Here is a 25,578-nt window from a genome sequence, read left to right on the forward strand (position 1 = left end):
CTAAATATCTTTTTCGGCCTCACGCAACGCCGCCTCTATTGCCGGGACTGCCTCTCCGATCACCTCGTATCCGTGCCCGGGGAATATCGACCGAACGCCCGTGCTCAACAGCCGCTCCAAGGACTCGCACAGCTTCTCCCTATCCCCGCCCGGGAGGTCCCACCTACCAGGACCGAACCCGAACACGGTATCCCCGGTGAACGCCAAGTCACCGAGCAGGAAACAGCAGCTCCCGGGGGAGTGTCCTGGGGTGTACAGGACCTCCACCTCTTCACCACCCACGTCGAACGTCTCCCTGTCTCGGAACGTGAAGGATGGCTCGTACGCTGGCATCGAACGTCCGAAAAGGTACGCCGCCGACAGTTCGGCGTCTCCCTCTCGCAGCACCTCGGCCTCCGCTCGGTGCACTCCTATCTCGAGCCCGGCTTCCAGGGCGTCAGGACCCGAGGCTGCGTGATCGAAGTGGCAGTGCGTGAGCAAGGCGTACCTGACGTCCACGTCCCCGGGTAACTTCTCGATGATCTCTCCGGAAGCTCCTAGATCGATGAGGATCCCCTCGCCACCCACGGCCAACAGGTAACAGTTGCAGTCCGGCGAGGGTGTAATCCCCTTACCGCCGACCCGGAACACCCTCACTTCGCCGTCTGAGTACACCTCCAACAAAGGGGACTCCCCCATGCGACCAGAGGAACTCGCGCTGAAAGCCGTACGGGAGGCTCTCCGGAGGACCGTGTTCGACCCGGACGCCTGGACGCACGTCACCGTGGTATCCGACGACGCTCTCCACGTGCATATCCTGACCAATCAGCGTAAGAACGTTGAGGGAAAAGGCGGCCGTAACCGCCAATACCTCGAAGGGTACACCGAGGGATACCTGGCCGCCCACGGGCACGACGTCGTGGTCCATGTCTCCATCGTCGGGGCGGGCCTCAAGGACGAGACCGAGGAGTTCCGGTACCTGCCGCTGGAACGAGCCCTGAAAGAAGGGGTGATCGAGGAGGATTCCCCCATCCACAGGGTCTGTGATCGGTTGGGCATCGAGTACGTCGTCCTCGGCGCCCGCGAGATCGTCGGGCCAAACCCGGCCCTCGTCGAGGTCGTCGAAAGCCTCAAAGGGGAGCGCGCCGTCGACGTCTTCACCGGGACCGGTGCGGGGGCGCTCGCCGCGGTCGAGGCGGACTTCAAAGAGGTCTACGCGATCGATCTGAAGGTGCATCCCAAGGTCCGCGAACGTCTAGAGTCGGAAGGGGTCGAGGTAATCGAGGCCGACTTCCGCGACGTCGACTTGCGGGAGTTCGAACCGATCGACCTCCTCACCGCAGACCCACCGTACGCGTCCACCTTCGAGTTCCTAGAAAAGCTCTCCGAGGAACGTCCACGAGTCGACACCGCCGTCGTCTGCCACGGCTTCTCCTCCTGGACGCGAGCCGTGCGGGAGATCCGAGGCTTTCTGATCGAGCTGTTCGAGGACGTCAAGCCGGTGTCCAAGTACGATCACGAGCTCAGCGTCTGCCACCGCCTACGAGACTGACCCAGAGACGGCCACCCCCCTACGATGTCGCCTTACGTAGGTCCAATGTCGCCACCTCCTTCCCCTACCCGTAGTGCGTCGGGAGGTACGAACGTTTACGTACTATTGGCCACAATCGCTCATGTTAAAGTTGTACTGTTTACGTACAAACATTCAACAATAGTAGTGTAGTCATTTCGGTTTTGAAGTGATTGTAAAGTAGTTACATTAGAGGGTCTGAAGACGACAATGATTTAACTAGTATAGGACCGGTTTCAATCGTAAATGACATCCACACAAGTATTCGCGAACTGTTACAGATGCTAATATCAGACAGAGCGCCCCGGATCGTCGTCAGTGCCGTAAACAGTCCCAGATCGAACCGTCATCGGGAACTTCGTGTCGAGGGACTTGCACAGACCCGGATGGCCTCGTTCAGGTAGCCCGAATAGTGCATCGGTTCCCGGGGGTTCTAACGACGAAAGACCCCCCAGTCGGACCCATCGAGGGAGTCACCAGTCCGAGGACCTCACGTTAAGAGACCTGATGAGAGTGCCTCTCCCAACCGTCTGAATTGTGAGGGCGAGGGAGAGAGGATAGTTCGAGCCTCCCTAACTGGGGACCCACATACCCGGACGGAACGGGAACGAGTCGAGGCTAACCGCATGCTGGAATGCACCAACTAGCTCCGATCCCGACGTGGACCCACCGCACCGACGCCCTCTACCGACGTTTCGATATACGCCATCCTGCTGGGCACCAGGCCACCTGGCAGGCACCGATTCTCGACGAACCGACGATAGCGCAGGTAAGCCCCGGTCCACAACACGCGCTCCCGTTTCCGGACCGAGTAGTCGAAGGGAACGATGGTGAAGAATTCCTCCTGAGAGCCGGCGCGAACCTCGAATTCCTCAGCACACGCTGTACAGTCCGGATAACAGCTCACGTACCGCATGGGGACCCTCGGACATCCAGTTCGGAATTTGAGGGAAAAACAGTCACGGTTTGCCGACGTCTTCTTTTTGTAACTTGGAAACGATACGTTCTGATATTCATAACGATCATGGGGTGCCGCGGCCGGGATTTGAACCCGGGCCCACCGGATGGCCATGGGCCCGCGGGATACCCGCGGGCCCTCTTCAGTCCGGCGCTCTCCCAGGCTGAGCTGCCGCGGCTCCGACGTCATGGCCGGCGATACACACTTTCTATTTAACTTTGTCGCCAGCCTGATGTCTGGGTCGGGCGTCCGTATTAGGCTCTCGCAGCGGCCTGGCTATTTGTGCAACTTAAGGGGCTGTTCGCGGAGCTCGCGCCGACGACCGAAGGTAGGCTAGGTGTAAGGGGAGAATCGTCGACATCCGTCTGCGAGGGCTATGATTGGTGGGGTGTCCGGGATTGTACCTGACGAAAGAGGAGGAGCGGATCCTGAACGGCGAGGAGGGCGAGCTGAAGGCCAAGCTCATGGAAGTGTTGGTAAAGCTCGGGGATGTCTTCGACGCGGAGCGACTCGTGAGGCCCGCCTCGGTGCACGTATCCGGGGTGTCGTACGGAACGATCGGTGACGCGGGACTGAGGTTCCTGAGGAAGGTAGCGGAGGCTGGTCTGAAGGTCTCGGTCCCGACGAGCGTGAACCCATGTGGCATCTGTCTGGACGGTAACCTCCCGGTAGACGAGGAGTTCGAGCGGAGGCAACGCGAGATCATGGACGCCTTGGAGTCACTGGGTACGGCCCCGGTGTACACGTGCGTGCCGTACCAGCAGGGGTTTCAACCCTCACGCGGTGATCTCTTGGCGTGGGGGGAATCCTCCGCCGTCTTCGTGGCGAACACGTATTACGGTGCGCGGGCGAACCGTGAAGGGGCACCGGCGACTGTCGCGGCGGCGGTCGTGGGGAGGATCCCGGAGTACGGGATGCACCTGGACGAGAATCGGGTGGCGGAGTACGAAGTAGTCGTCGAGTTCGAGCCGCGGAACGACTTTGAGTGGTCGGCGCTGGGATACTACCTTGGGGAGGTGCTCGACGGGATCCCGGTACTGAGATTGCCAACGGTTCCCTCGCTGTCGAACGTGAAGTACATGGGAGCCGCGGCGGCGGCCTCGGGAGCGCTGGCTATGGCTTACATTCCAGGGATCACGCCGGAGGAGCCACGGGTGGACGGTACCGAAAGGATCGAGGTGGAGCGGAAGGACGTGTTCGACCTTGTAGAGGAGAGGTTCGGGACGGAGCGTGAGGGGTTCTCGTTCACCGGGTGTCCTCACAGACCCGACGGTGAGATTCCGAGGTTCGACGGCTGCGCGATCTGCTGTCCGGCGAACGCGACACTCGACGGGCACAGGCTCCGGGGAACGTGCCCCGTAGTCGCGCCGATCGAGGACGTCTACGACGTGGTGTTCACAGACTCGCTGAAGGCCGCCCACTACTTGGCGTCACGGGTCGAGGTGAACGTGGGTCCGCTGTGATCGGGGAAAAATCATAAGTAGGACTAAGTCCGGAACGGCTCCGGGTCGGGGCCGTGGGGTAGCCTGGTCTATCCTTCCGGCTTTGGGGGCCGGAGACCCCGGTTCAAATCCGGGCGGCCCCACCAACCTCAGGAATCGTTGCGAACATCATAACGATTCGGATTCTGATGAGTGAGCGAACAATGTTACCGACGTAGCTCGGGTAGCCGCAGTATCCTTGTGGCTCTGGTGAGATCCTTGATCCTCCACTCGGATTCTCCTATTACGCTCCGTTGGGCTTCACGCCAGCGATACGTCAGCCTAGCCCTCCAGGAGTCCACGCGCTGCGCGTCCGTGTGGTACTCGTCGTCCTCGCTCATTAGTACCGGACGCTCGGGTTCCTCTGTCGGATCTATACCGGTCCATTCCGCCAGCTCTCGGAGTGCCTCCAGTCCTCGTTCGGTGATGGAGAACTCGATGGTCTCCTCCGGTTTCTCGACCCTCAGACGGGGCTCGTCCGGTGTTCCTTCCAGCCAAGGCTCGCCGGGACACACGTCCTCCCAACGCATTCTCACTAGGTCCATCACGCTGATTCCCGATTCGGCGATGATTCTGAACGGCGCCCACCAGGATGCGTCCTTGTTTTCTTTTGCCCATTCCTCGATCAAATCTACCAGCTCTAAAACTTCGCGAGCGTCCTGCTCGGTCATCTCAGGCGATGCGGGCGATCCGTACGCCTTCACGGTCAGGATGAGCAGTGGATCCCTACCAACGGCTCGTAGGGCCTTAGTGAGCGCGTACCAGCACAGTCTACCCATTTCGTGGTCCAACTCCATGTTACGGACTGACTCTACCAGAAGGTTACGGAGCTCGCGTGCCACCTCTAAAATCTCCTCGTCTGGAGCCTTCTCGAGCCACTCTTCCGGCTCCTCGTCCTCCAAGATCCTCCGGAGGAATTCGTCCAGTCTTCGTAAAACGAAGCGGTACGAGTGTCTGGTGTTTTCGTTACGTACGTCCAGCAGATCCACCAGATTCTCCAAAGCCACCGGGACTCCCCCTACGTGAAAGTTTTACGTGGCGCTCGAATGGACCCCTGCTCCCAGCCGTAGCGCCGACGCACTAACGCACTGGCCGTTGTACTATATCAGTTATGTCGAACACAGAGAACACCGAAGGGGTATCGCGACGTGTCTGAGCCGAACGTAGTGGAGCTGTTCCACGGCGACCTGTACTCTATCGCGTACCGAGCGGGGCTGGACAAGTTCCTACCAATAATCGGAAGGGCGCGCATCACCCCGGCAGAACTGACGCTCGCGGGACTGTTGGAGCTAGGGTATGATGTGGAAGTCACTACGCTGGAGGGGAAATCGCTACCCGGCCGGAGGAGAATAGAACTGGCGGACGAGGTGAAGGAGGTTGTGACCGGACGGTACGTGGAGAACCTCTTGGACTCGGACCGCGTGCATCACCTCAGGCTTTCCGCTAGGTGTCTCGGGGCGAAGGTCAAAATACATTACTCATCCGACTGGGGGATGGAGGTAGGAGGCTACGGGGTGAATCCTTCGAAGCTTCATAAGAACCGAGCGTTGGTGAAATTGTTGGAGTTCGTGTCGACGCGTGAGCCGTCCTTCACGGATCTCGTGGTGGACTTAGGGGCGGCTCCCGGAGGCTGGTCGTCCTTCGCGGCGCAGGTTGCGGAGAACGTGGTCGCCGTCGACCCAGCGAGGTTGGAGGATCGAGTGAGAGAGCTGGAGAACGTGCATCACCTGCGTATCACGGCCCACGAGTTCGTCCTCCCCGAGATGATCGTGGTCGGATTCCCCGGGGAGAAAGTGACGCTGCTCTCGGACATTTACTCCGGAAACCCCGAGGACGACCTGTATGCGGTCCTTCGGCTGCTGGAGCGTCTCGAGAACGATGTCGCGTGGGGTTTCGTGAAGGTGGCGCCGGCGGGGGACGATGTGTTGGAATGGTTCATGGAGGAGATCGAAGAGGCGGGGTTCGCGGTGGAGAACGTTAATCTCGAGTCGGCGAGCTCGAACGAGACGTTCGTTTACTTCCGAGAGTGATGGTGGTCTCGTGGCGGTAAGGAGGAGAGCACACACAAAGTATCCTCAGCGTCTCCGAGCCGTCGTTCTCGACCCAGTGTACCGAGCCACGGGGGATTTCCACACAGTTCTCCGGATGAACCTCCAAAGATCTAGATCCGACGTGTACGATGCCCCGACCCTCCAGGACCCAGTACACCTCGTCAAAGTCGATGTGGTAGTGAGGTACCGTGGACTCTCCTGGTGGAACCTCCGCGACAGCCAGGCTCACGGTCTTAACGCGGGAGAACTCTGGACGTACGACTTCGTAGATCAGCGAGCCGTCGAGTGTTACGTAGGGTTCGGAGTCACGCGGGCTACGTTTCAAGACTCGACACTCCCCGCGAAGTTAGTGGCGAACGTCAGATGGGAGGCCGCGTGTACGTGGACGTACGTTCCCAACACGTTCGGGAAGTCTTTGGGTCGGAACCCCTCCCGTCCGCGCCAACCTTGACCGCGGATTATCCGATACGCACTCTCGAGACCTTCTGGCCTCACGAGGCGTGAGTAATGGAACTCGTGGCCCTTGAACATCTCACCCTTACGCGTTACCGGGGTGTCGTCCACGGCGCGGGCGATCGTGTAGCTGAGACCTTGAACCCTATCCGTCATCTCGACCGCTACGTCAAAGACTCCTACCCACCTGTACCTGTCCTCGTTCCACCTGAGCTCCTTACACAAGTACATAAAGCCGCCGCATTCCGCGTATATCGGAGCACCCGACTCCGCCAACTCTCGGATGGAGTCACGCGTACTCTCGGCATCTTCCAGCTGACGTGCGAACAGCTCCGGATAGCCACCTCCGATGTAAAGTGCATCAGCGTCGGGTGGAACGTCCTCGTCGCGTACTGGGCTGAACTCCAGGAGCTTCGCGCCGTTCTCCTCGAGCGCCTCCAGGTTCTCCGGGTAGTAGAAGTTGAAGGCTTCATCCTTAGCCACGGCGATGCGGCATTTGGTCGGGTTCACTTCCCAGGGACGCTCCCCTGGCCCCAGTGGGCCGGCGGCCTTCGCCACATCGATGAGCGCGTCCAGGTCCACGTGCTCGGAGATCACTTCAGCCACTGTGCGGAGACGTTCCCTCATCTCCTCGAGGCGTTCGGGAGTCGGTACCAAACCCAAATGCCGGTACTCCACCTTGAGCCTGCGGTCCCTGGGGACGTAACCCAGGACTTTGACATCGGTGTACTTAACCAGAGCGCGTCGCGCCTTGCGGTAGTGAACCTCTGACCTGATGCGGTTCAGTATCACGCCGACTATGTTCGCTCCTTCCAGTTCTGTGTATCCCTTCACCAACGCCGCCACACTCTTGGTGAGACTCCGGGCGTCGACGATCAACACTACGGGCGCGTTGAGGACCTCGGAGACGTGGTACGTGCTTCCCCTAACACCGACAGCGCCGATACCCTCGTAAAGCCCTCGAACTCCCTCCACGACGGCGAGATCGGCGCCCTCACATCGGTGCTGGAAGAGCCATATAACGTGCTCCTCGCGGAAGAGGAACGTGTCGAGGTTACCACACGGTCGCCCGGAAGCCAGCCAGTGGTACGACGGATCGATATAATCGGGGCCTACCTTGAACGGTTGCACCTCATATCCGTCGTCTCGTAGCGCCCGAATTATGCCAGCGGTGATCATAGTCTTACCGCAAGCGCTGGACGAGCCAGCGAGTACGATCCGGGGTATCGGCAACAGGACACCCCTGTTTCCGTGTACCATAAAATTTGATATACAGGACTTCCACGCCGACCGCTCGGGGGAAAGCTTTACGGCCATGCGATGCAGGGGATGCGGTTCCTCCAACCTGGAGGAGCGTGACGAAGGAGACTACGTCGTCGTTAAGTGCCGCGAGTGCGGCCATACCACCGTCCGCAGGAAAGTGGGGTTGGTAGGTCTGACCACCGAAACACTGGGCATCGCCGTAGCCGCAGTAGTGACCGCGACGGCGATCGCCTCGACGCTCGTGTAAAAGGTGGTAAGGAAATAGGGTCATCGGAAGGCCAGAATGGCCCCTCACCTGTTTGGATGTTCCGGCCCGGTACGCAACGGCGTCCATCCCGGGAGGGTACGCCTCCCAGGTCGCGCCGCCGCTGTGAAGTCGTGTGGCCGGGGCGGGGGAAACCCGATACCGACGCCCTCACTCCGTATTTTATTGTATTGTATTTATTTCATGAGGTGCTTGGCGTACTTCAGGAGCGACGGTTTCCTGGCGATCACCTTCTTGGCAACCTTCACGACCCCCTCTCCTTTCACCAACCTGAGGATATCCTCGCGGTCCAGCGCCTCCGCCAGTGCGTTGAGCTCCTCGTTACTCATCTCGGAGAGTATCTTGGACGCCTTCAGTGTGTATTTGAACATCCTACCGAATTCTTCTTTCCATTGGTCTTGGTATTGTTTTAGGAAGGTGGCGGACGTGTCGTCCTCTTCGATCGCTTCGGCCGCGACCTCACCCGCGATCCGACCACAAACCAGGGAAGTGTGAAGACCACCACCGGTCACCGGGTTAACCTGACGAGCCGCATCACCCACCACGAGAATACCATCACCATACGTCCGCCCAACAGGCCCACACACCGGCACACCACCCACATTCACCTCCACGGGGACGGCCTCCGCTACAGCTTCTGAAATGAGCTCGTGATCCTCCAAGGCGCGGTTCAGTACCTTCAGCGCATCTCCGGGTTCGGATTCGGACCCTCGGATGCCCACTCCCACGTTCGCCCGACCTTCGCCCTTCGGGAAGATCCAGAAGTATCCTCCCGGAAAGAACTCGGCGTCGACGAAGAAGTGCGTGGCGTCCTCCTCAACATCAACACCTATCATCTCGTACTGTGCGCATGTGCATATCTCTGTGGGTTTGAGTGGTGGGACTAGTCCTGCGGTTCTTCCTATGCGAGACTCGATCCCGTCCGCGGCGATGGTGACGCGTGCTCGAACCTCATGCACACCATCCACTCCCTCGTACTCGACCCCAACCACCCGACCATCATCAACCAACGCCCGACGAGCACGCGCCAACAACTTAACCTCCGCACCAGCCTCAACAGCCCGAACAACCAACCACTTATCAAACACACGACGCTCCAACACGTACCCGTCACCGGGGACCTCGAACTCCTTCCCGTTGGGAGCGTAAATGAGAGCACGCGAGATCTCGGTAGCGATCCACTCGTCCTGTGGCTCGATTCCAGCGTGTTCGAGCCCATGTGCGCTGATACCCTCGGCACACTGTTTTGGGACACCGACCTCGGCCTTACGCTCGAGTACCAAGACATCACAACCTGCCTCCGCCGCAGCCCACGCCGCGACCGAACCCGCCGGACCAGCACCAACCACAACCACATCGAACTCCACCTTCACTCCCCCTCGTCCTCGATGGCGCCCGTCGGGCAAACCTTAGCGCAAATGCCACAGTCGTCGCACTCAGGGCCGAACTCTGGTTTCCCACCGGAAATCGTCAGCGCATCCTTGGGGCAGACCGCAGCGCACGCAGCGCACCCGAGACAACGTTCGACCATGACTTTCAACCCCAATCACCTCCCTCATTCCAGGAACTCGATCACATCGAGACGTTCACACTCAGCTTCAACCTCAACAAGTTCGGCGAGACTGGGGCGCGTCCGTCCAGCGTCTCCAGATATTAACTCTTTCACGTACAGTCCCGGGTCGCAGAGGAACTCGACGATGGCTCGATCTCCGTCGTGCTCGACCAGCTTGGCCTCGTGAACTCTTTTTCTCCTGACCTTGTCCGCCCTCCTGTGGAGCACGCGCCTCGGTGTCCTTTGCTCTATTACACACCTTTTCAGCTCCTCCAGGGCTTCTCTCAGCTTATCCTCTGGAACTGGTTTTCCGAACTTCACCCACGCTCGGTACCTCTTTCGGGATCGCTCGGAGAGATCTTTCACCTTCCCGACGTCTTCGGGCCCCCCGTACTCCAGTTCTACCACCTGTACGTCGTCGCCCACCTTCCGGTTGATCTCTTCTTCAACCCTCTTAAGGTCGACGTTCCTGCGCTTAGGATACAGGAGTTCCATCACGAAAGGCCTACCATTTCCGAGCATTCTCACGTCGATATCTTCGCGACCCGCAGCGTGGAACTTGTGCGACTCCGCCAGGAATGCATCCTTCAGCACCATTCCAATGAGTTCCTCCACAGACTCCGTGTACAGCTTACCAGTGAAATCGCAGTTCGGACATCCCGCCCCCCCGCACCGCGGGCAGGGCCACTTCGTCTGCGGGATCCCCCTTCTCAACTTAAGGTAGCGCCCTCGCACGTAGACGGGGCGTACGTAGACTTCGAACTTTGGATCCTCCAAGGAGGACCGGAAGTCGAACACCATCTCTATATCCGGATCTCTCGGGTCCGCGCGCACGTTCAGTAGATTTTCCACCCTTTTACCGACTTCCCTGTTGAACTCGCGTTTGATTGGTTCACCCTCGACGCCGAGTATCCCCCAGAGCTCTTCCTCGGCTTCCCGTATTTCCTCCGGCCATCTGGATCCCACTACGAATCCACGGAACTCGACGTCTTTCAGTTCACACGCGACCACCTCGGCGAACTCGTCCACTTTTTCCAGCACTCCACGGCACACACCGCAGGGTTCAGGTTCTGGAGGGTCGTCGAGTACCGCTGCGGCCTCCTCCAGCCCGGATCGAGCGAGTAGTTCGAGTGTTTCCTCTTCCCCCTCCAAGTGCGCTAGCATCCCTATGTACAGCTTGATGGATCGCCCTCGCTCCCAGTTCTCGAGACCTGTCAACCCGTAGCCGAAAGCCCGGCCTAGGCAGTGGTCGCACGGATTGAACCGTCTCAGCACCTCTCGTAGCTTATCGATCACGGCGGACCACCACCCGTGGATCGCTTCTAGAGACGTTGGACATCGACGGATCGGTGACGATGACTCGAGACTTGCACCCGAGTACGACGGCAGGGTGAAGCGTCCGAGCTGTCCGTGTTTCACATACGCTACGGGTTAGTCGAGGAGATCCGGAGTGGATCATCCCTACCTCCGTGGGTTGCTCTACCGTTGTCGGACAACGTGGCCATCATACCCGCACAAAAAGTCAGAATGCACCCGGGTGGAGAGGCGGCATACTAGTCTGCCACTGGGTGCCGGTAATCTCCGGACTCAAGCCGACATCACGTAAGTGCGTTAAACACAATCGAAGTCCGCCGCTACCCACCGCGACGGCACGAACGGCAACGGTTTAACCCGTGGTGCGATCGTGAGGCGGGGGGTCCGAGAACATGCCCAGGATAGCCTCCGTGAAAGCTAGGGAAGTGCTAGACTCACGCGGAGAACCCACGGTGGAAGTGGAGGTGGAACTCGAAGACGGTACCGTAGGTCGGGCTATGGTCCCATCCGGAGCTTCCACGGGCACGTACGAAGCGCTGGAGTTGAGGGACGGCGACGATCGCTACGGGGGTAAGGGAGTGCGCCGCGCTGTCAGGAACGTGGAGGAGATCATAGCCCCGGAGATCGAGGGACTCGACGCGACGACCCAATCCGACATCGACCGCATGATGATCGAGCTCGACGGCACCGAGAACAAGTCTCACCTCGGAGCGAACGCGATTTTAGGGGTCTCACTGGCTGTCGCCCGGGCAGCGGCCAAGTCGCTGGGAATCCCTCTGTACCGGTACTTAGGCGGTCCAACTGCGCGCCGACTACCCGTGCCGTTCATGAACGTCATCAACGGCGGCGAGCACGCTGGTAACGAGCTCGACTTCCAGGAACACATGATCGTTCCACACGGATTCGAATCGTTTTCCGAAGCCCTTCGAGCCGGCGTAGAGACGTACCACGTCCTTGGGGAGTTGCTGGAGGAGGAGTATGGGCCGATCGCTACAAACGTGGGTGACGAGGGCGGTTACGCCCCACCGATGAAGGATATGATGGAACCACTAGACGTCCTCGTGGAGGCCATCGAGGAGGCCGGATATGCACCCGGCAGGGAGATCGCGTTGGCCCTGGACGCAGCCGCGAGCGAGTTCTACGACGAAGACTCAGGGACGTATAGGGCATACGGCCAGAAGTACACCCGCGACGAGCTGATCGACGTGTACAAAGATCTAGTAAGCCAGTACCCGATCGTCTCCATAGAGGATCCGCTGCACGAGGAGGACTTCCGGGGATTCGCCAAGATCACCGAAGAGCTAGGAGACAAGATCCAGATCGTGGGTGACGACTTGTTCGTGACGAACCCGAACCGCTTGCGGAAGGGTATCGAGATGGGGGCGGCGAACGCCCTGCTTCTGAAGGTGAACCAGATAGGCACCCTGACGGAGGCCCTGGAGGCGGGTGAACTCGCGCTTCACCACGGGTACGGAGTAATGGTAAGCCACAGGAGCGGTGACACTGAAGACCCGTTCATCGCCGACTTGGCCGTGGCCCTTGGGTGCGGGCAAATCAAGACCGGAGCACCCGCTCGTAGCTCGAGGACCGCCAAGTATAACCAGTTACTCCGAATCGAGGAAGACCTGGCCGGGACGGCGGAGTTCGGACCTCGGAACGACTTCTTCCTGCCCTAACTTCCGCTCTCCGGTATCACACATTCGACACCACACCGTCTCTACCACAATCTTGGGCTTAAACCAGCCTCAGGGAATACACGGTCTACTGGCATAACTGCGGCTATGGGGAGCGTGATCCACCATAGTTCCGAAAGACGTGATCGAACCCGCTAGAAGTATGGACAACGCGAACATCACTGAGAAAAGTCATCTTCATCAATTCAGGGAGATCATGGCGATCACTAGTTTGACAACATCCGTAGGGTGCGCGGTTGTAGCGACTCGCGAAGCACCGCGGTCTCCGACAAGCTCCCGTGAAGGCAGGTACCCAACCCTGAGAATATCGAGATTATCGCCACCAAACCGAAAAAAACACATGAATTCCATGAAGCTCCGCGCTTCACGCGGTTGTTCACCGAGAACGACGACACCGTCGCCAAAATCCGAGGTGCAGCCGCGAGGAGGAAAATATGCCTTCGGCTCACAGTATTTCAACACGCCCATGATTACGGCCAGAAGCATCGGGAGTACCTACACTATCGGCAATATACGCAGGATTTCATTGATGCTGAACGCCAGACTCTGCCCTTCGGCGACCTCCTCGGTCGCGATCACGGTATCCACGGGATCCTCGCGCAGTGTCTGTCCCTTTGCAGCCTTAACCTGCAGAGAGGTCACGCACAGGAACTAGTACATCCACCTAGGCGCCCACCCGTCCCCGCGGCCCACAGTCTCCCGGCCACACGCTTCACGGACACCCATGTGCTTCGTGCAGGGCCGTTGGTTTACCGACGATGGGTCTCGTCTTCGTCTCTTGAGCTCGAGGTCCACACTAATCCAAGTGATCTCTTCCACGGGGACTCCCGCGACGTCCTTGTCGTAGATTATCAGCACTTTGTCCTCCCCGACGACTAGTCCATTCCTCCTCAGAACTCGTAGGTAGGTACAGCAGAGGCGGTAGAAGTGGTGCGACTATCACTGAGGGAGAGATTACTGTCGCTCCGACTACCGTTGGATAGTGTTTCTCCACTACTTACATCCCGACCGCGACAATGAGCCAAGCGGTTACGAAGTTAAGTGTCTCGACTATGAAGGATCCTATGCGTTGGTACGATCGGTGGTCCATGGCTCTGGGTTTCACCCCCTCTTACCCCGATCACTCAGGGACCGGGGTGGGATACTCACCCGTCAAACAACCTACACATAGCTCACGTTTCTTCAACCCGATCGACTCGACGAGACCCTCCAAGGACAGGTAAGCCAGCGAGTCCGCCGAGATTTTCTCACATATTTCTGGAACGTCTAAGTCTGCGGCTATGAGCTCCTCCTTCGTAGCCATATCAATCCCGTAATAACAGGGGGACACCACTGGAGGCGACGCGATCCTCATGTGGATCTCACGGGCCCCTGCATCCCGCAACATCTCCACTATCTGTCGGGAGGTGTTTCCGCGTACGATGCTGTCGTCCACTACGCCCAGCGAGCATCCCTTGATCACATCCCGGATAGGGTTCAACTTCACCCGGATGCTCCGTACGCGCTCCTCCTGCTCCGGCATGATGAACGTCCTGCCCACGTACCGATTCTTGATCAGCCCCTCCTCCATAGGAACTCCCAACGACTCCGCGTACCCAAGCGCCGCCGTCCGGCCCGAATCCGGGACGGGGACCACCAGATCGCATTCAACTGGAGCCTCCTCGGCGAGTCGCTTACCCATGCACTTCCGGCATTCATACACGCATTTGCCTTCGATGATGGAATCCGGTCGCGCGAAGTACACGAATTCGAACATACAGACGGCTTTGCGTTCCCTTCTCACGACCTTACTTTCGACGTCGCCCTCCCGAATCCAAACTACCTCACCACGCTCCAGCTCGCGGCGTTCCTCCACGCCTAGCATATCCAGACCAACCGTCTCGGAGGAAATGAAGAAGCCACGTTCATCCCATCCCAGGCACAGTGGCCGGAATCCCCAGGGGTCCCGAACCGCGATTAGGTCACCGTGACTCGTTATCACGGTCAGGGAGTACGAGCCTATCAACCGTTCCATAACGTCCTCGAACGCCTCGAACATATCGTCGGTCTCGGTGAGGGCGACTGCGAGCAGTCGGGCGATGACCTCCGAATCAGTTTCGGAAACGAAAGCATGCCCGTCAAAAACGAGCTTCCTCCTTAGCTCCTCAGAGTTCACGATGTCTCCGTTATGGGCCAGAGCCAACTCGCCCTTCGAGTACCCCACTTTGAACGGCTGAGCGTTGACGAGCTCGGAAGTGCCGGTTGTAGAGTACCTAACGTGGCCGATACCCACCGGGCCCGAGAGCTTCCGCAGGTCAGATCGATCGAAGACTTCGGTCACTAGGCCCATTCCCTTCTTCCCGATCAGTCGGAGTCCATCGTACACGCAGATTCCGGCCGACTCTTGACCCCTGTGCTGGTTCGCATGGAGGATGAGGTAATTATAAACGCCCGCCTCGTTTCCCTCGAGCAGGTAACATCCGGAAATCCCGCACAACCACTATACCCCCCCGGGCGGTACCCTACATGGGCACGGCTTCGACCGTAGCGATTCTCCTGTGGTCGCTCATATCGTACCCGGTCAACGCGGTCGAGCCGATAGAGCACTCCACCCACGGAGCCGAATCATTCGTGAACGAAGGTCATTACGCGGACCACCGATTCGATCGCGAGCTCCGGGAGCAATCTACACTGGTCTGTCCGGAGCATCGCATCGATCTGACCGGCACCGAGGGAGTCGGAATGGAATCCAAAGAGAAACCAGATGGCAAGCATGGCAAAAACCGTGTGGGGCATCAGCATGTCGGAAGATATGCTGACGGGCGAGCGTCGGTGCGGAACGCCAAGTGGATCGGTGCCGGAGTGACTTTAAGCCTGTCATTATTGGGGGCTCTGATTATGTGGGAAAGCTCACGGGCTACGTCTCGCCGAAAAACTTCTTGAGTGACACGTCGTGGTCGCTTCCGAACAGCGTCTTCGCTTCTTCTTCCAGCAGCTCCACTTCCGATGCGATCGTCTTCCATTCCTCGTCGTACGTGCCGAATTCCTCCACTAATCGCTTAGCCGGTTCCAGGTACTTCGTAGCCGTCGCCGGATAGATAGTCAGCAGTATGTCACTACCGCACCGTGGGCACTTACCGCTGAGCGGTGGTACGTTAAACTTCGCGTTGCAGCGTGAGCAACGGAACTTCTGACGCCCGAATTTCCGCAGGTTTCCTTTGATATCAGGCAAGAAGTGGGAGTCGAGAACTATCTTCGCGACGTCGGACTCGTTCACGGCTCGAATCCTCTTGGCGAGGTCGAGCTGCTCCTCGAGTTTCTCCTCCATCTTCTCCAGCTTGGAGTACCGCGTTACGGTGGGTCCGAGGTCTATCGCCTCAGTATCGTGGGTGAATTGAAGTCCTCGGGGCAGGTCTAGCCTATCTTCGAGTCGTTCTATGAGCTCTTCCGCCTCCCCCGCGTCGGAGTACTCCAATGCCTTCCTGTACAGCTCCAGCGGGTAGTCACCGCAGACGTCCATATTCCAGACCTCGTCGTCGATCTCGTACGGATCCACCACCGCGGTAAGCACCAGTGGGGCATCCATCAAACCTCCACGTTTGTCCGGCAGGTACAGACGACTGAAGTTCAGGAGGACGTCGAGTAACAGCATAAAGGCATCCTCATCGCCGTCACAGTTCCTGCGTCGGGCCGCGTTGATTATAGGGTGGTTGTACCAGCAGTTAATATCCGCGATTCCGACTACTCGCCCCACCACGCCGCATGAGGTATGCGGCGCTAAAGTGACGATCAAATGTCCGATCAGATCCTCAGGCTTCTCCACGCCGTACACGGGCTCGAGTCCGTAATACTTCCGCAGGAGATCATCCAAGTACTGACAGACGCGGACGGCCCACTCCGCGGCCTTCCTCGGTAGCACCACGTCCTGCGGGTATAGCTCGACCACCTGATTCTCCGAGATTACGGGGTCGCCGTTGATGTCACGCTCGAACCCCAAGAGTCTGGCTTTGAACGGTGTTAACCCTACCTCCTTCAGCCTCACATGCGTCAGCGGGCAGTCGTTACAGTCGAAGCGTAGGGTACCGTCCTTGAACACGAAGAGATCTCTCTTGGCCCTCAGGATCCCTTTTTGCAACGGTTCGGGCATTTTCAACCTGCTTGTCATTCCCTTGACTCCTTTGAGCGTGTCAGTGGTACCAACCTCCTCTTCCGCACGTCGGACCAGCTCCCTGACCGGCAGTGATGAATATGCGTCGTCGTTCCACTCGATGTCAGCACGGACGACGGGGTCGGGCTCTTCGCAATCACACTCGTCAGCCGGCTCATCACATCGGTTACAGTACTGCACGGTCTCCGTACCGCAGAACGGGCATACCCGATACGGTACCAACCGGTCGCACTCAGGACAGATCCGATAGCAGACCTCGACGCGATCCGTGTCTTCCCACTCCCCTCGATGGAACTTCATGATATCTCTCTGATTACCACCGGCTATACCGATTGGGAACAACACGTGCGGCGGTGGGCTCATCTTCCTCTCACGTGCCTTCTCCGGTCTCCCCATTCGGGCCCCTATTCTCGTCGGTGCCTTCTCACGGATCGGGAATCCAGCCAGCTTGGACACGTACCGGCACGTCTCGTCCCGTATCACGAGGTAGTCCAGCAGGTAATCCATATCCTCGTTCCTCTCGCGGAACTCTCCGCTCTCTGGGTCGTACCCGAGCTGTGCCAACAGCGCTGACGCCCAAGGTTCCTCCACCACGATCGTACCGTCTTCGATCCTGTGGGGGACAAGCAGATACTCCAATATGCGTTTGACCTTTCCGTCGTTCTCGAACTCGACTCTCAGGTTCCCCCATTCCGATCCGGCGACTTCGAGTGTTTCCCGGAGCTCGTCTACGTCCTCAGGTTCCACATCGTGCCACAGGAACGTGTACTTCGGATGGAACGGAACCCCGTACTCGAGCGACAGCTCGATAGCCTCCTCTACGCTCATACGCTCCGGAGAGCTAAGGCGCGGCATCACCTCCTTCCTCACTAGTTCGATGATGGAACGGGCGACCTTCACGGGACCGTTCAAGAAGTTGTCGAGATTGTTCCCGTTCCCGGACAGCCTGCTTGCTTCCTTCACCAATCGCTTCAATGGAACGTCCTTCAGCTTCTCGAAGACGTCGTTCGGGAGGTTCTTCTTAAGGCCTATCACCTTGATCACGTCCGGAACTTCCTTCACCCACCACTCCGGGCAGTACGCCGGAGGAACGAGTGGATGGTTGTTCTCTATGAACTCACCCACCGCGACCAACATCTCGCCTAGGTCAAGTATCTCCTCGATTTCATCCTTCTCGACGAGCTCCTTCGCCTTTTTCGGGTCGTCTAGACGCACGACCGAACCGTCTCGAAGCCTCACCACCGGAGGTTCTATCTCGGTCACCGGCAACACACAAGCCGCCTTACCCGGCCGCTCCACCTTCAGCTGTGTGCCTATGACTATGAAGCCCTTTGTAACGTACATCAGCGATGGATGGATTCCGACCGCAGCGAAACCGGTGTTCCTGGCTCGACCGTACCGGAGCCGGAAACCTCCTTTAGCCGACGGGTGAGAGAGTAGCGGCCTCCCCGCTACGAGCTCGCCCATGTACTTGTCATTGGGTTTGACTTTGGTCTCTCCCTCTTCTCCTTCTTCCTCTTCATCGTCGGATCCCTTGTTCACAAGTTTTTCCAGAAACTCCCATCCATCTATTCCGTACTTCTCGACACGCTTGATCAGCTTCGGGGCTTTCTGACATATGCCCTCACAGATAACCAAGAGGGCGCCTCCGCGGAGTCGGTTAGGGAGATGCGGGATGTCACGGTGACCTTGTACCTCCACCTCTTCCGTGGGTTCTCCGTCGATCTCGATCGGGATGTTCTTCGCGACTAGCTCGATCTCTTCCTCCGAAGGATTGTATTGGAACGATCCTACCTTATCCAGGTACGTCACGACCTCTTCCACGTACCGACCCACGAGGTCATGATCGAAGTCGTCCGGGTCGAACCTCGGTAGGCCGGCTACTTGACGAGCATAGTCGGCGAGGAGTGCGGAAAGAGCTGCCGCAGTACCACCGGCGGCCCGGATCGGTCCGGCGTATTTGACGGCTAAGTAGCAGTTCTCGGAATCGACTTCTTTCCCACACTCCGTGCACACGAGTTTCGGTTCCTCATGCGGAGGTTCCGATTCGTCAACGACTTTATGTCCCGTACCCCGTTCTCGGATCTCGACAGCCGCGATGCCTTCCAGTGGGGCCGATACCACGGCTTCAGTGAGTATCGCCAGACCTATTCTGACCGCATAATCTATTCTCTTATGCATCGGTAAGTCGCCTTTGACCTTCAGCTCTCCCTTGATCACCTCCTCTACTATGCGAAACGTGGCTTCCTCACGGTCTCCTAGCTCTTCCTCCAGCTCCTCCAGTCGATCCGCTACGTTTTCGACCTGGAGCAGACCCTCCACTCGCTCACCGATCGACGTAGCCAGCATCACCTCGGGTTCCGGTTTCGGATCCTCCCTACGCTGTCTGGCCTTCGTGGCGACCTCGACGAAGCGGGAAGAGACTTCCTCCAGCGTCTCCCGGTACCTGTCTAATTCCTCCCGCGCTCTGTTCACAACGTGGCGTCCCCTTCAGCGGTTTTCCTCCCGCCAGCTACGGTCTCGCCTCTCCAGCTTTAGCGGGACTCCCCCGACGTCCACGACTCCTTCGAACATTTCCGAGGACATCTCTTCTCGGGGTTCCGGTTCGTGTTCCTCCTTCTTTTCGTCTCGCTCTTTCTCGAGCGGGAGTTCCTGAATACGCCCTCCGGTATCGGCTGGCAGCTCGAACTGGAACGTCTCAACCCGGATCCATCCTCCACCGGGCAGCTTGATCTCCTGGACGTTACGGTCGGTGCTTCCTTCGCGCTCTAGCCGTTCAAGCTCCTTTTCCATCTCCTCACAGAGCCGTGCTATCTCCCGCTCCATCTCACGCATCGCCTCCTCCATCGAGCGATCGATCATTCTGAACAGCGTACGGAACAAGTGATCGAACATTTCAGGATCCCCCTACGCAGGACAGGCGGGATTCCCACACTCGGTACAGAAGGGGCCTTCCCAACACCGGTTCGGGCAAGGTATCCGGGCGGCACTCGCGCACGCGCAGCACGCGGCTCCGAATGGGGTCAAGCCGACTTCTCGTGCTATCCTGAGGAGGCGTTCCTTGATGTCGCCGGTACGCACGTACACCTGCTTCCTGCCTCTAGGTATCGGTCTATCGACCCTATTAACTATTTCCGAGACGTCAAACCCGAACCGCCTCAGCCTGTTCAGTATGCCCTCGTTCACCCGGAAACCTCCCACTACGACACCTCGAGCTCCGGCATCGCGGGCCAGCCGGAAAAGTTCTTCCGCCTCCTCAAGACCGACTATTCCCGGCAATATCGGCCTGAAAAAGAGGTCGATCGTCAAACCGGTCCTCGAGAGTTCTGCGATTGTCTCCAACCGCTCTTCAGGTGTAGGGGCCCGTGGCTCCAGCCTTGAAGCTTTCTCTCCGTCCGGTGTGAGAATCGTGACGAGGCCGTTCAGTGGTAGATCCAGTTCCGCAAGTGATTCGGCCACCTCCACGCCGATCACGGATTTCGTGGAGAACTGTGTGGGATTACCCAACCACCGCGAGAACGCCCTCAGATACTCAAGCGTTTTATCCGCGAGCTCCGGGAGGAACGGGTCCGTCACGCTACCTACCGCTATGAACGTCCCTTCACGACCTGGTTCGAAGGCTCGGTTGTAGAGCAAGGCTAAGGTCATACCCTCTCCTGAAAGCTGGTAGGGACGTGCGCGCTCGAATTTGAACCCAATTTCCGGTATATAGCAGTAAGAGCAAGCCCTAGGGCACCCATGGCCTGGGTGGACCGTCATCCCACAGGGCCTCGGACGTCGACGAGCGTGAGAATCTCTGCGAGCTTTCTCGATCTCTCTCCGGTCGAGACGTGATTCGAGCTCCTCGATTAATTTCCGCCTCATTTCATCGCGCCCCAGGCCCACAGAATGGTACTCCACACTAACGTCGGTACCGTCAAGTACATCGAACCCAACAGACTTCTCCGCATAACCTGCTTCTCGTGACATCTCACAGCCGCCGCGGCCACGGCGACGTTGTAAGGACATGCGGCCGCCGCGCAAGCCGCACCGGCCAGCGTGATCTCCGGGTGCGGTGTCCCAGACGCGAAAGTCGCCATCACCGCGGTAGTACTACCGACGACCATCTCCCCTACGAACCCCATCAGGAAAGTGACAAGCGGAGAGGCGGCGTAGGGTCTGATCGCACTTGGGAGTTCGGAATAGGATATCAACGTTCCAAGGACCATTAAAAGCACGATCGAGAGCAGCTCCTCCCAAGTCTTACGGAGTACGCGGATAAGTGCTACGATCATCCGGGCCCACCGCGGACTCGCATACAACAGTACGGCAGCCCACAGCAACATCCACGGTTGCACCCACTCCACCTTCAGGACCTTGGCCACCCCTATACCGATGACCGCCAGCCCGTAGACCGCCATTCCCTTGACGGTATCGTTGCTGATCTCGAGACTAGTCTCCTCACCTGTAACTCGCAGATACCAAAAGAAGCCGGAAGTTACGCCCAAAACCAAGAGCGGACCTACGATACTGGGAGACGTAACCCACCAAACGGCCAGCAAGGAGGCGGTAGTCATAATCCACATGGTCATCAGTAGAGCCTTCGACACCCTCAGGTCGGCGGTCTCCGCCACAGCATAGGGCAGTATCAGCAAGCTCGGCGCGATGCAGAGGGCGACATCAAGGCTCAACTTTTTGGGATCGATCCCTAAAACTCCTGAGGTGACGAGAATCGGCACACCGAAGGCAGCAAACACTCCGAACGGAGCGTGTCCTACGAGAGCTGCGGCCGCAGCAGTCGTCTTACTCAGCCCCGCTTCGACGAGGAGCGGACCTACTAAAGTGGCGGGCGTTCCGAAACTGGCCACGCTCTCGAAGGCACCGGTGGCTACGACGTTGAGACCTACCAGGCACGGACCGCGCAGCTGGCAGATCTCCTTCAGAACGTGCACGATGTCCTCCAGTACGCCGTCTTCACGCATCATTTCCACAAGCGTGAGGCTGGCCAACACGACGGCTAGAATCTCAACACCTTTTAGCGCGGAATCGACGACCCGAACGCAGGGTACCTGAACGGTGAACGGAGTGAATGTTGAAGCTATAAGGTAGAGGGCTAAGGAAATGGAGGACGCTCGGAGTAGTCCCCAACCGCGGAGTGCGGCCACGATCAAAGCTGAGATAGACACCAGGGGGACAACCAGTGCGAGCGATGGCAACGGTGATCCCCCTTCTGATGACGATAGCGATCGGGGTTCAAGGTCTCGACGTCTGTATAACCTCAGACGCTATCAACGGGAGTACTTCTGATATCGCATTCCTGAAGGAGTTCGCAGTCGCCTTACACGATAAAGCTCCCACCTATGGCCTCCGGATAGACAGGATTTACGTGAGTTACAGCTCAGCTGGCGGCGCGGAGTATCTATACGAGCTGAGCGAGGGTGAGTTAAAGCTACTGCAACAGTATCGGCGTATAGGGGAAGTACCACGAGGGTTCCGTATCTGCTCCGAGTTAGGTTTGGACACGCTGATCTGGATCGCAGGTAGGGATGGGTCCTCGTACTACGAGCTTAAGAGGATCCTCCTGACCGAGAACTCCACGGTGAGGCACGTCGTCTACGTGAATGTATCTCCGGACTACCTGGTAACCGACGACCCGAACTTGCCCGGATACTTCAGCGTTAACTGCTATTGGAACGGGCCGGATAAGATCTGGTACCCGTACTATTATCTTAAGCTACTGGGTGTGGAGGTCGTCAACGTAAAGGACGTCTACCCCGCTTACAGCAGCACGACCCAACTCATCTCATTGGCGGATATACTCGCCGACGCCGTTCTGAGGGCACTAACTAAAGCCGTTAAACACGGGCTGATCAGCCAACAGCCGCCCGAAGTTAAAGCCGAAGTGAGTCGCTTACTGTCTGCCCTAGAAGGTCCGGAACCACCATCACCGTCGGCCTTAGAGGAGGTGATGCGGAAAGGTGGGACGCCCAAAGAAGTCATTGAGAACGTCCTAGAGGACTTGGGGAAGTACTGGAGCGGTAGCATGGACATAAGGACTCCGCAAGAGTCCCCTGTAAATATTATATACACCCTTTTGACCCTCATTCCATGGCCGCGGAGACGCCCCGGCGGTGTAGCCCGGTCAAGGGCCCGTGGGTGACCGCGGGCCCGCCGATATCATGCGGGACTTTCGAGGCCCGTCCGGGCCGGAGACATCCCGCGACCCGGGTTCAAATCCCGGCCGGGGCACCAAACCCTAAATCGTTACGAGAGCGATAACAATAACCAGGGGACGAGCTTAGTCTAAGACCCCTCGGCGTCGAGTTCTTCGGGACTCATTTCCCTCTCTATCCTACCGTCTCGAAGCAAAACCACCCGATCAGCCCAGCGAACTAAGGAGAGATCGTGAGTGACCATCACAATAGTATGACCGGAGTCATTAAGCTTCTCAAGGAGCTTCATAATGCGCTGGGAGTTTTTCGTATCGAGCTGCCCGGTGGGTTCGTCGGCTAAGATTACTTCTGGATCGTTCGCCAGAGCTCGAGCAATAGCTACACGCTGCTGCTCGCCACCACTCAATTGGCTCGGAAACTTGTCGAAGTGTTCCTTTTTAAGTCCTACTTTCAGCAGTAGATCCTTGGCCCTCTTCTCATCCTCCTCTCCGGCCAATGTCATGGGAAACATGACATTTTCTAACACCGTAAGTGATTCGATTAGATTACACTGTTGAAACACGAAACCAACGTATTTATTCCTAATTTCAGCAAGCTCTTCATCACTAAGGTTAGTCATATTCTTACCCGCAATTTCAACGCGACCTGACGTTGGTGTATCCAAAGCCCCCATGATATGAAGTAGCGTTGATTTGCCAGATCCCGAAGGTCCGACTATCATTAGGAACTCCCCATTTTTTACTTCGAGACTCACTCCTCTAAGCGCTTCTACCTTTGTCGACCCCGAATTGTAAACTTTCCGAACGTTTTCCAATCTTATTACGTAGTCTGACATTTAGACGCCCCCTACTCGTACCTGAGAGCTTCGACGGGGTCGACTCTAGCGGCTTTCCACGCCGGATATAGGCCCGAGACTACCCCGATCGCTAGGGCTAGAGCCAGTCCGAGCCCCAGTACTTCAGGCGTTATGAGTACCGATACCGTCTGATGCTTTATGTACGACAGGACGTGGACCAACAGCCGTGATCCTAACATCCCGAGAACGCATCCTATGATTCCTCCCGACAAGGATAACACTATCGACTCCATTAAGAACAGTTTCATCACGTCTCTGTTCGTCGCTCCTACGGCTTTCATAACACCTATTTCGCGTTTTCTCTCAAGCACTGACATAAGCATGGTGTTGGCTACTCCGAGCGCTCCTACAACTCCGGCGATCCCGGTGAGTGCTATAGCAGCAAGTTCAACTGTTCTCAAATTATTCAACATCCCTTGAACAGCCTTGCTAGTAGTGATGGCCTCAACACCCTCTATCCTTGACTCTATCTCTTTCCTCACTCGCTTCGGGTCTGACGTTTGGACGAACACACAGCTAATACTCTTCCCTCTAATTCTATTGACACTATCCATGGTAGTAATCGCACACATATTAGCGAGTTGCGACGATGTTTTGAACGCTCCAGACACCCTCAGCTTTTGTCCGGACAAGTCCACTACTTCCCCTATCTTAGGTTGTAATTTTCTCCACACGAGGCTTCCAAAGGCCATTTCTCCATGTTTAGGGAGGTGGCCTTCTATTGGCTCTATTTTGGATCCCATCACGAATTCATAATCTCCATTTTCCACCGCTGCGATCAGTATAGGCTGACGTTGTTTGCCTACTGTAATCATTCTATTGTTAAACCAGACAGCGACTGTGCGCTTTACTCCTGGTATCTTTCTCACTTCGTCCTCAACACTTTCATCAAGTACACTAGATAGTGGATCAGGTGCCGCCTTTGATTTCACTATTAGTGAAGCCGATCCGCTGATTGCTACCTTAACATCATGTTGCAATCCCTTCGCGATCGCTGAGACGCCCACTACGGCAGCAACTCCGATAGCAACCCCTAAGATCGTGAGTAGTGAGCGAACACTCCTTCGAGCTATGTTCCTGATCGCTACCTTTATTGTTATCAAGCATCCATTCCCCTTATATGGATTCTAATGACTTCTTAGGCGTTCCTCTCCTGACAGGTCTTCCGTATATTCTTTTTATCTCATCAGCTTTGACCGACTTACCCTCACGTTTTACTGTAGGGCGACCCTCAGGTTTTATCGCATGTACCCTGAACAGCATCCCATCGAGTTCGTATATCTCTCCAACCGTAAACTCCTCATCCCTATTAACCTCAATTTTCTCAGAAATTGTGTATCCTGATGGGAGATTGATTGAAACTCCAATTCGGGCCGGGATGTCCAGTGATACTCCCCAGACCGATACGATGTCCTTGACCTTGGCTTTCTTCACGCTGTCCTCTTCGTGTGTAGATATATTTGTGATTTCCACCCTTTCCCCCTCCACCTCGATCACATCACCAACTTCAATCTCCTCTAACGGGTCCATCTCTACTTCTTTACACTCCGACTCCTCGTACCTGCTGATAGTGACTTTAACCTTCTTGGGAGCGTAGAACACTAACCTTACGGGATTCACGGTACCGCAGCTCTCACACCGAGCGAGGACGTTCGCTACGAACCTCGGAACACCTTTCTCGTCGGGTCCTTTCCTGTGTACCGTAGCGCGGACAACCTCTTGTGGGACTTCTTCGTCGGGAGAGCAGCCTTTGCAGGGCGCGTATATTATCCTGCCTTCCACGTCCGACTCAGACAGGTCCCCTACTGTAGTTTCAGTATCCAGGGTGATCATCGACGAGTAC

The 25,578-nt window shown here is 57.4% G+C and carries 23 protein-coding genes and 3 tRNA genes; 7 read left to right on the forward strand and 19 right to left on the reverse strand.

Translation table 11 applies throughout. The features are described 5' to 3' along the window. Positions 1-654, reverse strand: coding sequence for an MBL fold metallo-hydrolase (locus BW921_RS01435; RefSeq protein WP_236953847.1), 654 nt, complete (start codon positions 652-654; stop codon positions 1-3). Positions 655-676: 22 nt separating this feature from the next. Here BW921_RS01435 and BW921_RS01440 point away from each other — a divergent pair, with 22 nt between their 5' ends. After that, positions 677-1,531 carry a class I SAM-dependent methyltransferase gene (locus BW921_RS01440; protein ID WP_148688262.1) on the forward strand — a complete coding sequence of 285 codons (855 nt, stop codon included), beginning with the start codon at positions 677-679 and terminating at the stop codon, positions 1,529-1,531. A gap of 661 nt (positions 1,532-2,192) precedes the next feature. On the opposite strand, the gene BW921_RS01445 is transcribed toward BW921_RS01440, so the two are convergent. Both BW921_RS01445 and BW921_RS01450 read right to left on the reverse strand, forming a co-directional pair. After that, entirely contained in the window at positions 2,193-2,465 is a 273-nt protein-coding gene (locus tag BW921_RS01445; RefSeq protein WP_148688263.1) for a hypothetical protein, read from the reverse strand. Between the two features lie 114 nt (positions 2,466-2,579). Continuing rightward, a tRNA-Phe gene (locus BW921_RS01450) sits at positions 2,580-2,685 on the reverse strand. 220 nt (positions 2,686-2,905) lie between these two features. Between BW921_RS01450 and BW921_RS01455 the strand changes: the two genes are divergently transcribed. Together BW921_RS01455 and BW921_RS01460 are read left to right on the forward strand one after the other, a co-directional pair. After that, a complete protein-coding gene (locus tag BW921_RS01455) occupies positions 2,906-3,970 on the forward strand; it encodes an aconitase X (protein ID WP_168168630.1) in 1,065 nt (354 codons plus the stop codon). Between the two features lie 47 nt (positions 3,971-4,017). Beyond that, positions 4,018-4,095 (forward strand) — tRNA-Pro (locus tag BW921_RS01460). Positions 4,096-4,155: 60 nt separating this feature from the next. On the opposite strand, the gene BW921_RS01465 is transcribed toward BW921_RS01460, so the two are convergent. Then, positions 4,156-4,995 carry a hypothetical protein gene (locus BW921_RS01465; protein WP_148688265.1) on the reverse strand — a complete coding sequence of 280 codons (840 nt, stop codon included), beginning with the start codon at positions 4,993-4,995 and terminating at the stop codon, positions 4,156-4,158. Between the two features lie 141 nt (positions 4,996-5,136). On the opposite strand from BW921_RS01465, the gene BW921_RS01470 reads away from it, so the two are divergent. After that, entirely contained in the window at positions 5,137-6,018 is an 882-nt protein-coding gene (locus BW921_RS01470; protein WP_148688266.1) for an SAM-dependent methyltransferase, read from the forward strand. Here the strand turns inward: BW921_RS01470 and BW921_RS01475 are convergent. Both BW921_RS01475 and BW921_RS01480 read right to left on the reverse strand, forming a co-directional pair. Next, positions 5,966-6,364: a cupin domain-containing protein gene (locus BW921_RS01475; protein ID WP_088334856.1), complete on the reverse strand. Its 399-nt coding sequence runs from the start codon at positions 6,362-6,364 to the stop codon at positions 5,966-5,968. The two genes, BW921_RS01470 and BW921_RS01475, sit on opposite strands and share 53 nt — an antisense overlap. After that, on the reverse strand, positions 6,361-7,725 hold the full coding sequence (locus BW921_RS01480; RefSeq protein WP_168168631.1) for a cobyrinate a,c-diamide synthase: 1,365 nt from the start codon (positions 7,723-7,725) through the stop codon (positions 6,361-6,363). Before BW921_RS01480 ends, BW921_RS01475 begins: the two co-directional genes overlap by 4 nt. An 82-nt stretch (positions 7,726-7,807) precedes the next feature. Between BW921_RS01480 and BW921_RS01485 the strand changes: the two genes are divergently transcribed. Next, complete coding sequence (locus BW921_RS01485; protein WP_148688268.1) at positions 7,808-8,002, forward strand: hypothetical protein; 195 nt, start codon at positions 7,808-7,810, stop codon at positions 8,000-8,002. 194 nt (positions 8,003-8,196) lie between these two features. On the opposite strand, the gene BW921_RS01490 is transcribed toward BW921_RS01485, so the two are convergent. From BW921_RS01490 to BW921_RS01500, 3 genes are read right to left on the reverse strand one after another with little or no spacing between them, the layout of a single operon-like run. Continuing rightward, positions 8,197-9,387 carry an NAD(P)/FAD-dependent oxidoreductase gene (locus tag BW921_RS01490; protein ID WP_148688269.1) on the reverse strand — a complete coding sequence of 397 codons (1,191 nt, stop codon included), beginning with the start codon at positions 9,385-9,387 and terminating at the stop codon, positions 8,197-8,199. A gap of 2 nt (positions 9,388-9,389) precedes the next feature. After that, the gene (locus BW921_RS01495) at positions 9,390-9,551 is read right to left on the reverse strand and encodes a 4Fe-4S binding protein (RefSeq protein ID WP_148689285.1); all 162 of its coding nucleotides are present in this window, start codon (positions 9,549-9,551) and stop codon (positions 9,390-9,392) included. 24 nt (positions 9,552-9,575) lie between these two features. Next, a complete protein-coding gene (locus BW921_RS01500) occupies positions 9,576-10,868 on the reverse strand; it encodes a tRNA pseudouridine(54/55) synthase Pus10 (RefSeq protein ID WP_168168632.1) in 1,293 nt (430 codons plus the stop codon). Between the two features lie 410 nt (positions 10,869-11,278). On the opposite strand from BW921_RS01500, the gene eno reads away from it, so the two are divergent. After that, positions 11,279-12,562 (forward strand): phosphopyruvate hydratase, encoded by a 1,284-nt coding sequence (eno, locus tag BW921_RS01505; protein ID WP_088334868.1) that lies wholly within the window; start codon positions 11,279-11,281, stop codon positions 12,560-12,562. A gap of 513 nt (positions 12,563-13,075) precedes the next feature. Here the strand turns inward: eno and BW921_RS07745 are convergent. The 7 genes from BW921_RS07745 to BW921_RS01535 all read right to left on the reverse strand — a co-directional run bounded on the left by BW921_RS07745 (position 13,076) and on the right by BW921_RS01535 (position 21,922). Continuing rightward, positions 13,076-13,222, reverse strand: a complete 147-nt coding sequence (locus BW921_RS07745; protein ID WP_168168633.1) for a hypothetical protein — start codon at positions 13,220-13,222, stop codon at positions 13,076-13,078. A gap of 9 nt (positions 13,223-13,231) precedes the next feature. Next, entirely contained in the window at positions 13,232-13,438 is a 207-nt protein-coding gene (locus BW921_RS01510; RefSeq protein WP_148688271.1) for a hypothetical protein, read from the reverse strand. Positions 13,439-13,700: 262 nt separating this feature from the next. Then, positions 13,701-15,056: an amidophosphoribosyltransferase gene (gene purF, locus BW921_RS01515; protein ID WP_148688272.1), complete on the reverse strand. Its 1,356-nt coding sequence runs from the start codon at positions 15,054-15,056 to the stop codon at positions 13,701-13,703. Between the two features lie 420 nt (positions 15,057-15,476). Beyond that, positions 15,477-19,202, reverse strand: coding sequence for a DNA polymerase II large subunit (locus tag BW921_RS01520; RefSeq protein WP_148688273.1), 3,726 nt, complete (start codon positions 19,200-19,202; stop codon positions 15,477-15,479). A 15-nt stretch (positions 19,203-19,217) separates the two neighbouring features. Then, on the reverse strand, positions 19,218-19,622 hold the full coding sequence (locus BW921_RS01525; RefSeq protein ID WP_148688274.1) for a hypothetical protein: 405 nt from the start codon (positions 19,620-19,622) through the stop codon (positions 19,218-19,220). A 12-nt stretch (positions 19,623-19,634) separates the two neighbouring features. Next, positions 19,635-20,591, reverse strand: coding sequence for a radical SAM protein (locus BW921_RS01530; protein ID WP_168168634.1), 957 nt, complete (start codon positions 20,589-20,591; stop codon positions 19,635-19,637). After that, positions 20,588-21,922 (reverse strand): L-lactate permease, encoded by a 1,335-nt coding sequence (locus BW921_RS01535; protein ID WP_168168635.1) that lies wholly within the window; start codon positions 21,920-21,922, stop codon positions 20,588-20,590. Before BW921_RS01535 ends, BW921_RS01530 begins: the two co-directional genes overlap by 4 nt. 906 nt (positions 21,923-22,828) lie before the next feature. Between BW921_RS01535 and BW921_RS01540 the strand changes: the two genes are divergently transcribed. Continuing rightward, positions 22,829-22,958, forward strand: a tRNA-Glu gene (locus tag BW921_RS01540). A 51-nt stretch (positions 22,959-23,009) separates the two neighbouring features. Here BW921_RS01540 and BW921_RS01545 read toward each other — a convergent pair. From BW921_RS01545 to BW921_RS01555, 3 genes are read right to left on the reverse strand one after another with little or no spacing between them, the layout of a single operon-like run. After that, positions 23,010-23,714, reverse strand: coding sequence for an ABC transporter ATP-binding protein (locus BW921_RS01545; RefSeq protein ID WP_148688277.1), 705 nt, complete (start codon positions 23,712-23,714; stop codon positions 23,010-23,012). 11 nt (positions 23,715-23,725) lie between these two features. Beyond that, positions 23,726-24,838, reverse strand: a complete 1,113-nt coding sequence (locus BW921_RS01550) for an ABC transporter permease (RefSeq protein ID WP_148688278.1) — start codon at positions 24,836-24,838, stop codon at positions 23,726-23,728. Between the two features lie 13 nt (positions 24,839-24,851). Beyond that, a complete protein-coding gene (locus BW921_RS01555; protein WP_148688279.1) occupies positions 24,852-25,568 on the reverse strand; it encodes an HVO_0476 family zinc finger protein in 717 nt (238 codons plus the stop codon). Positions 25,569-25,578 lie beyond the last annotated feature (10 nt).

Origin of the sequence: Methanopyrus sp. SNP6 (genome assembly GCF_002201895.1) — an archaeon.
Classification (GTDB): Archaea; JAADCQ01; Methanopyri; order Methanopyrales; family Methanopyraceae; genus Methanopyrus.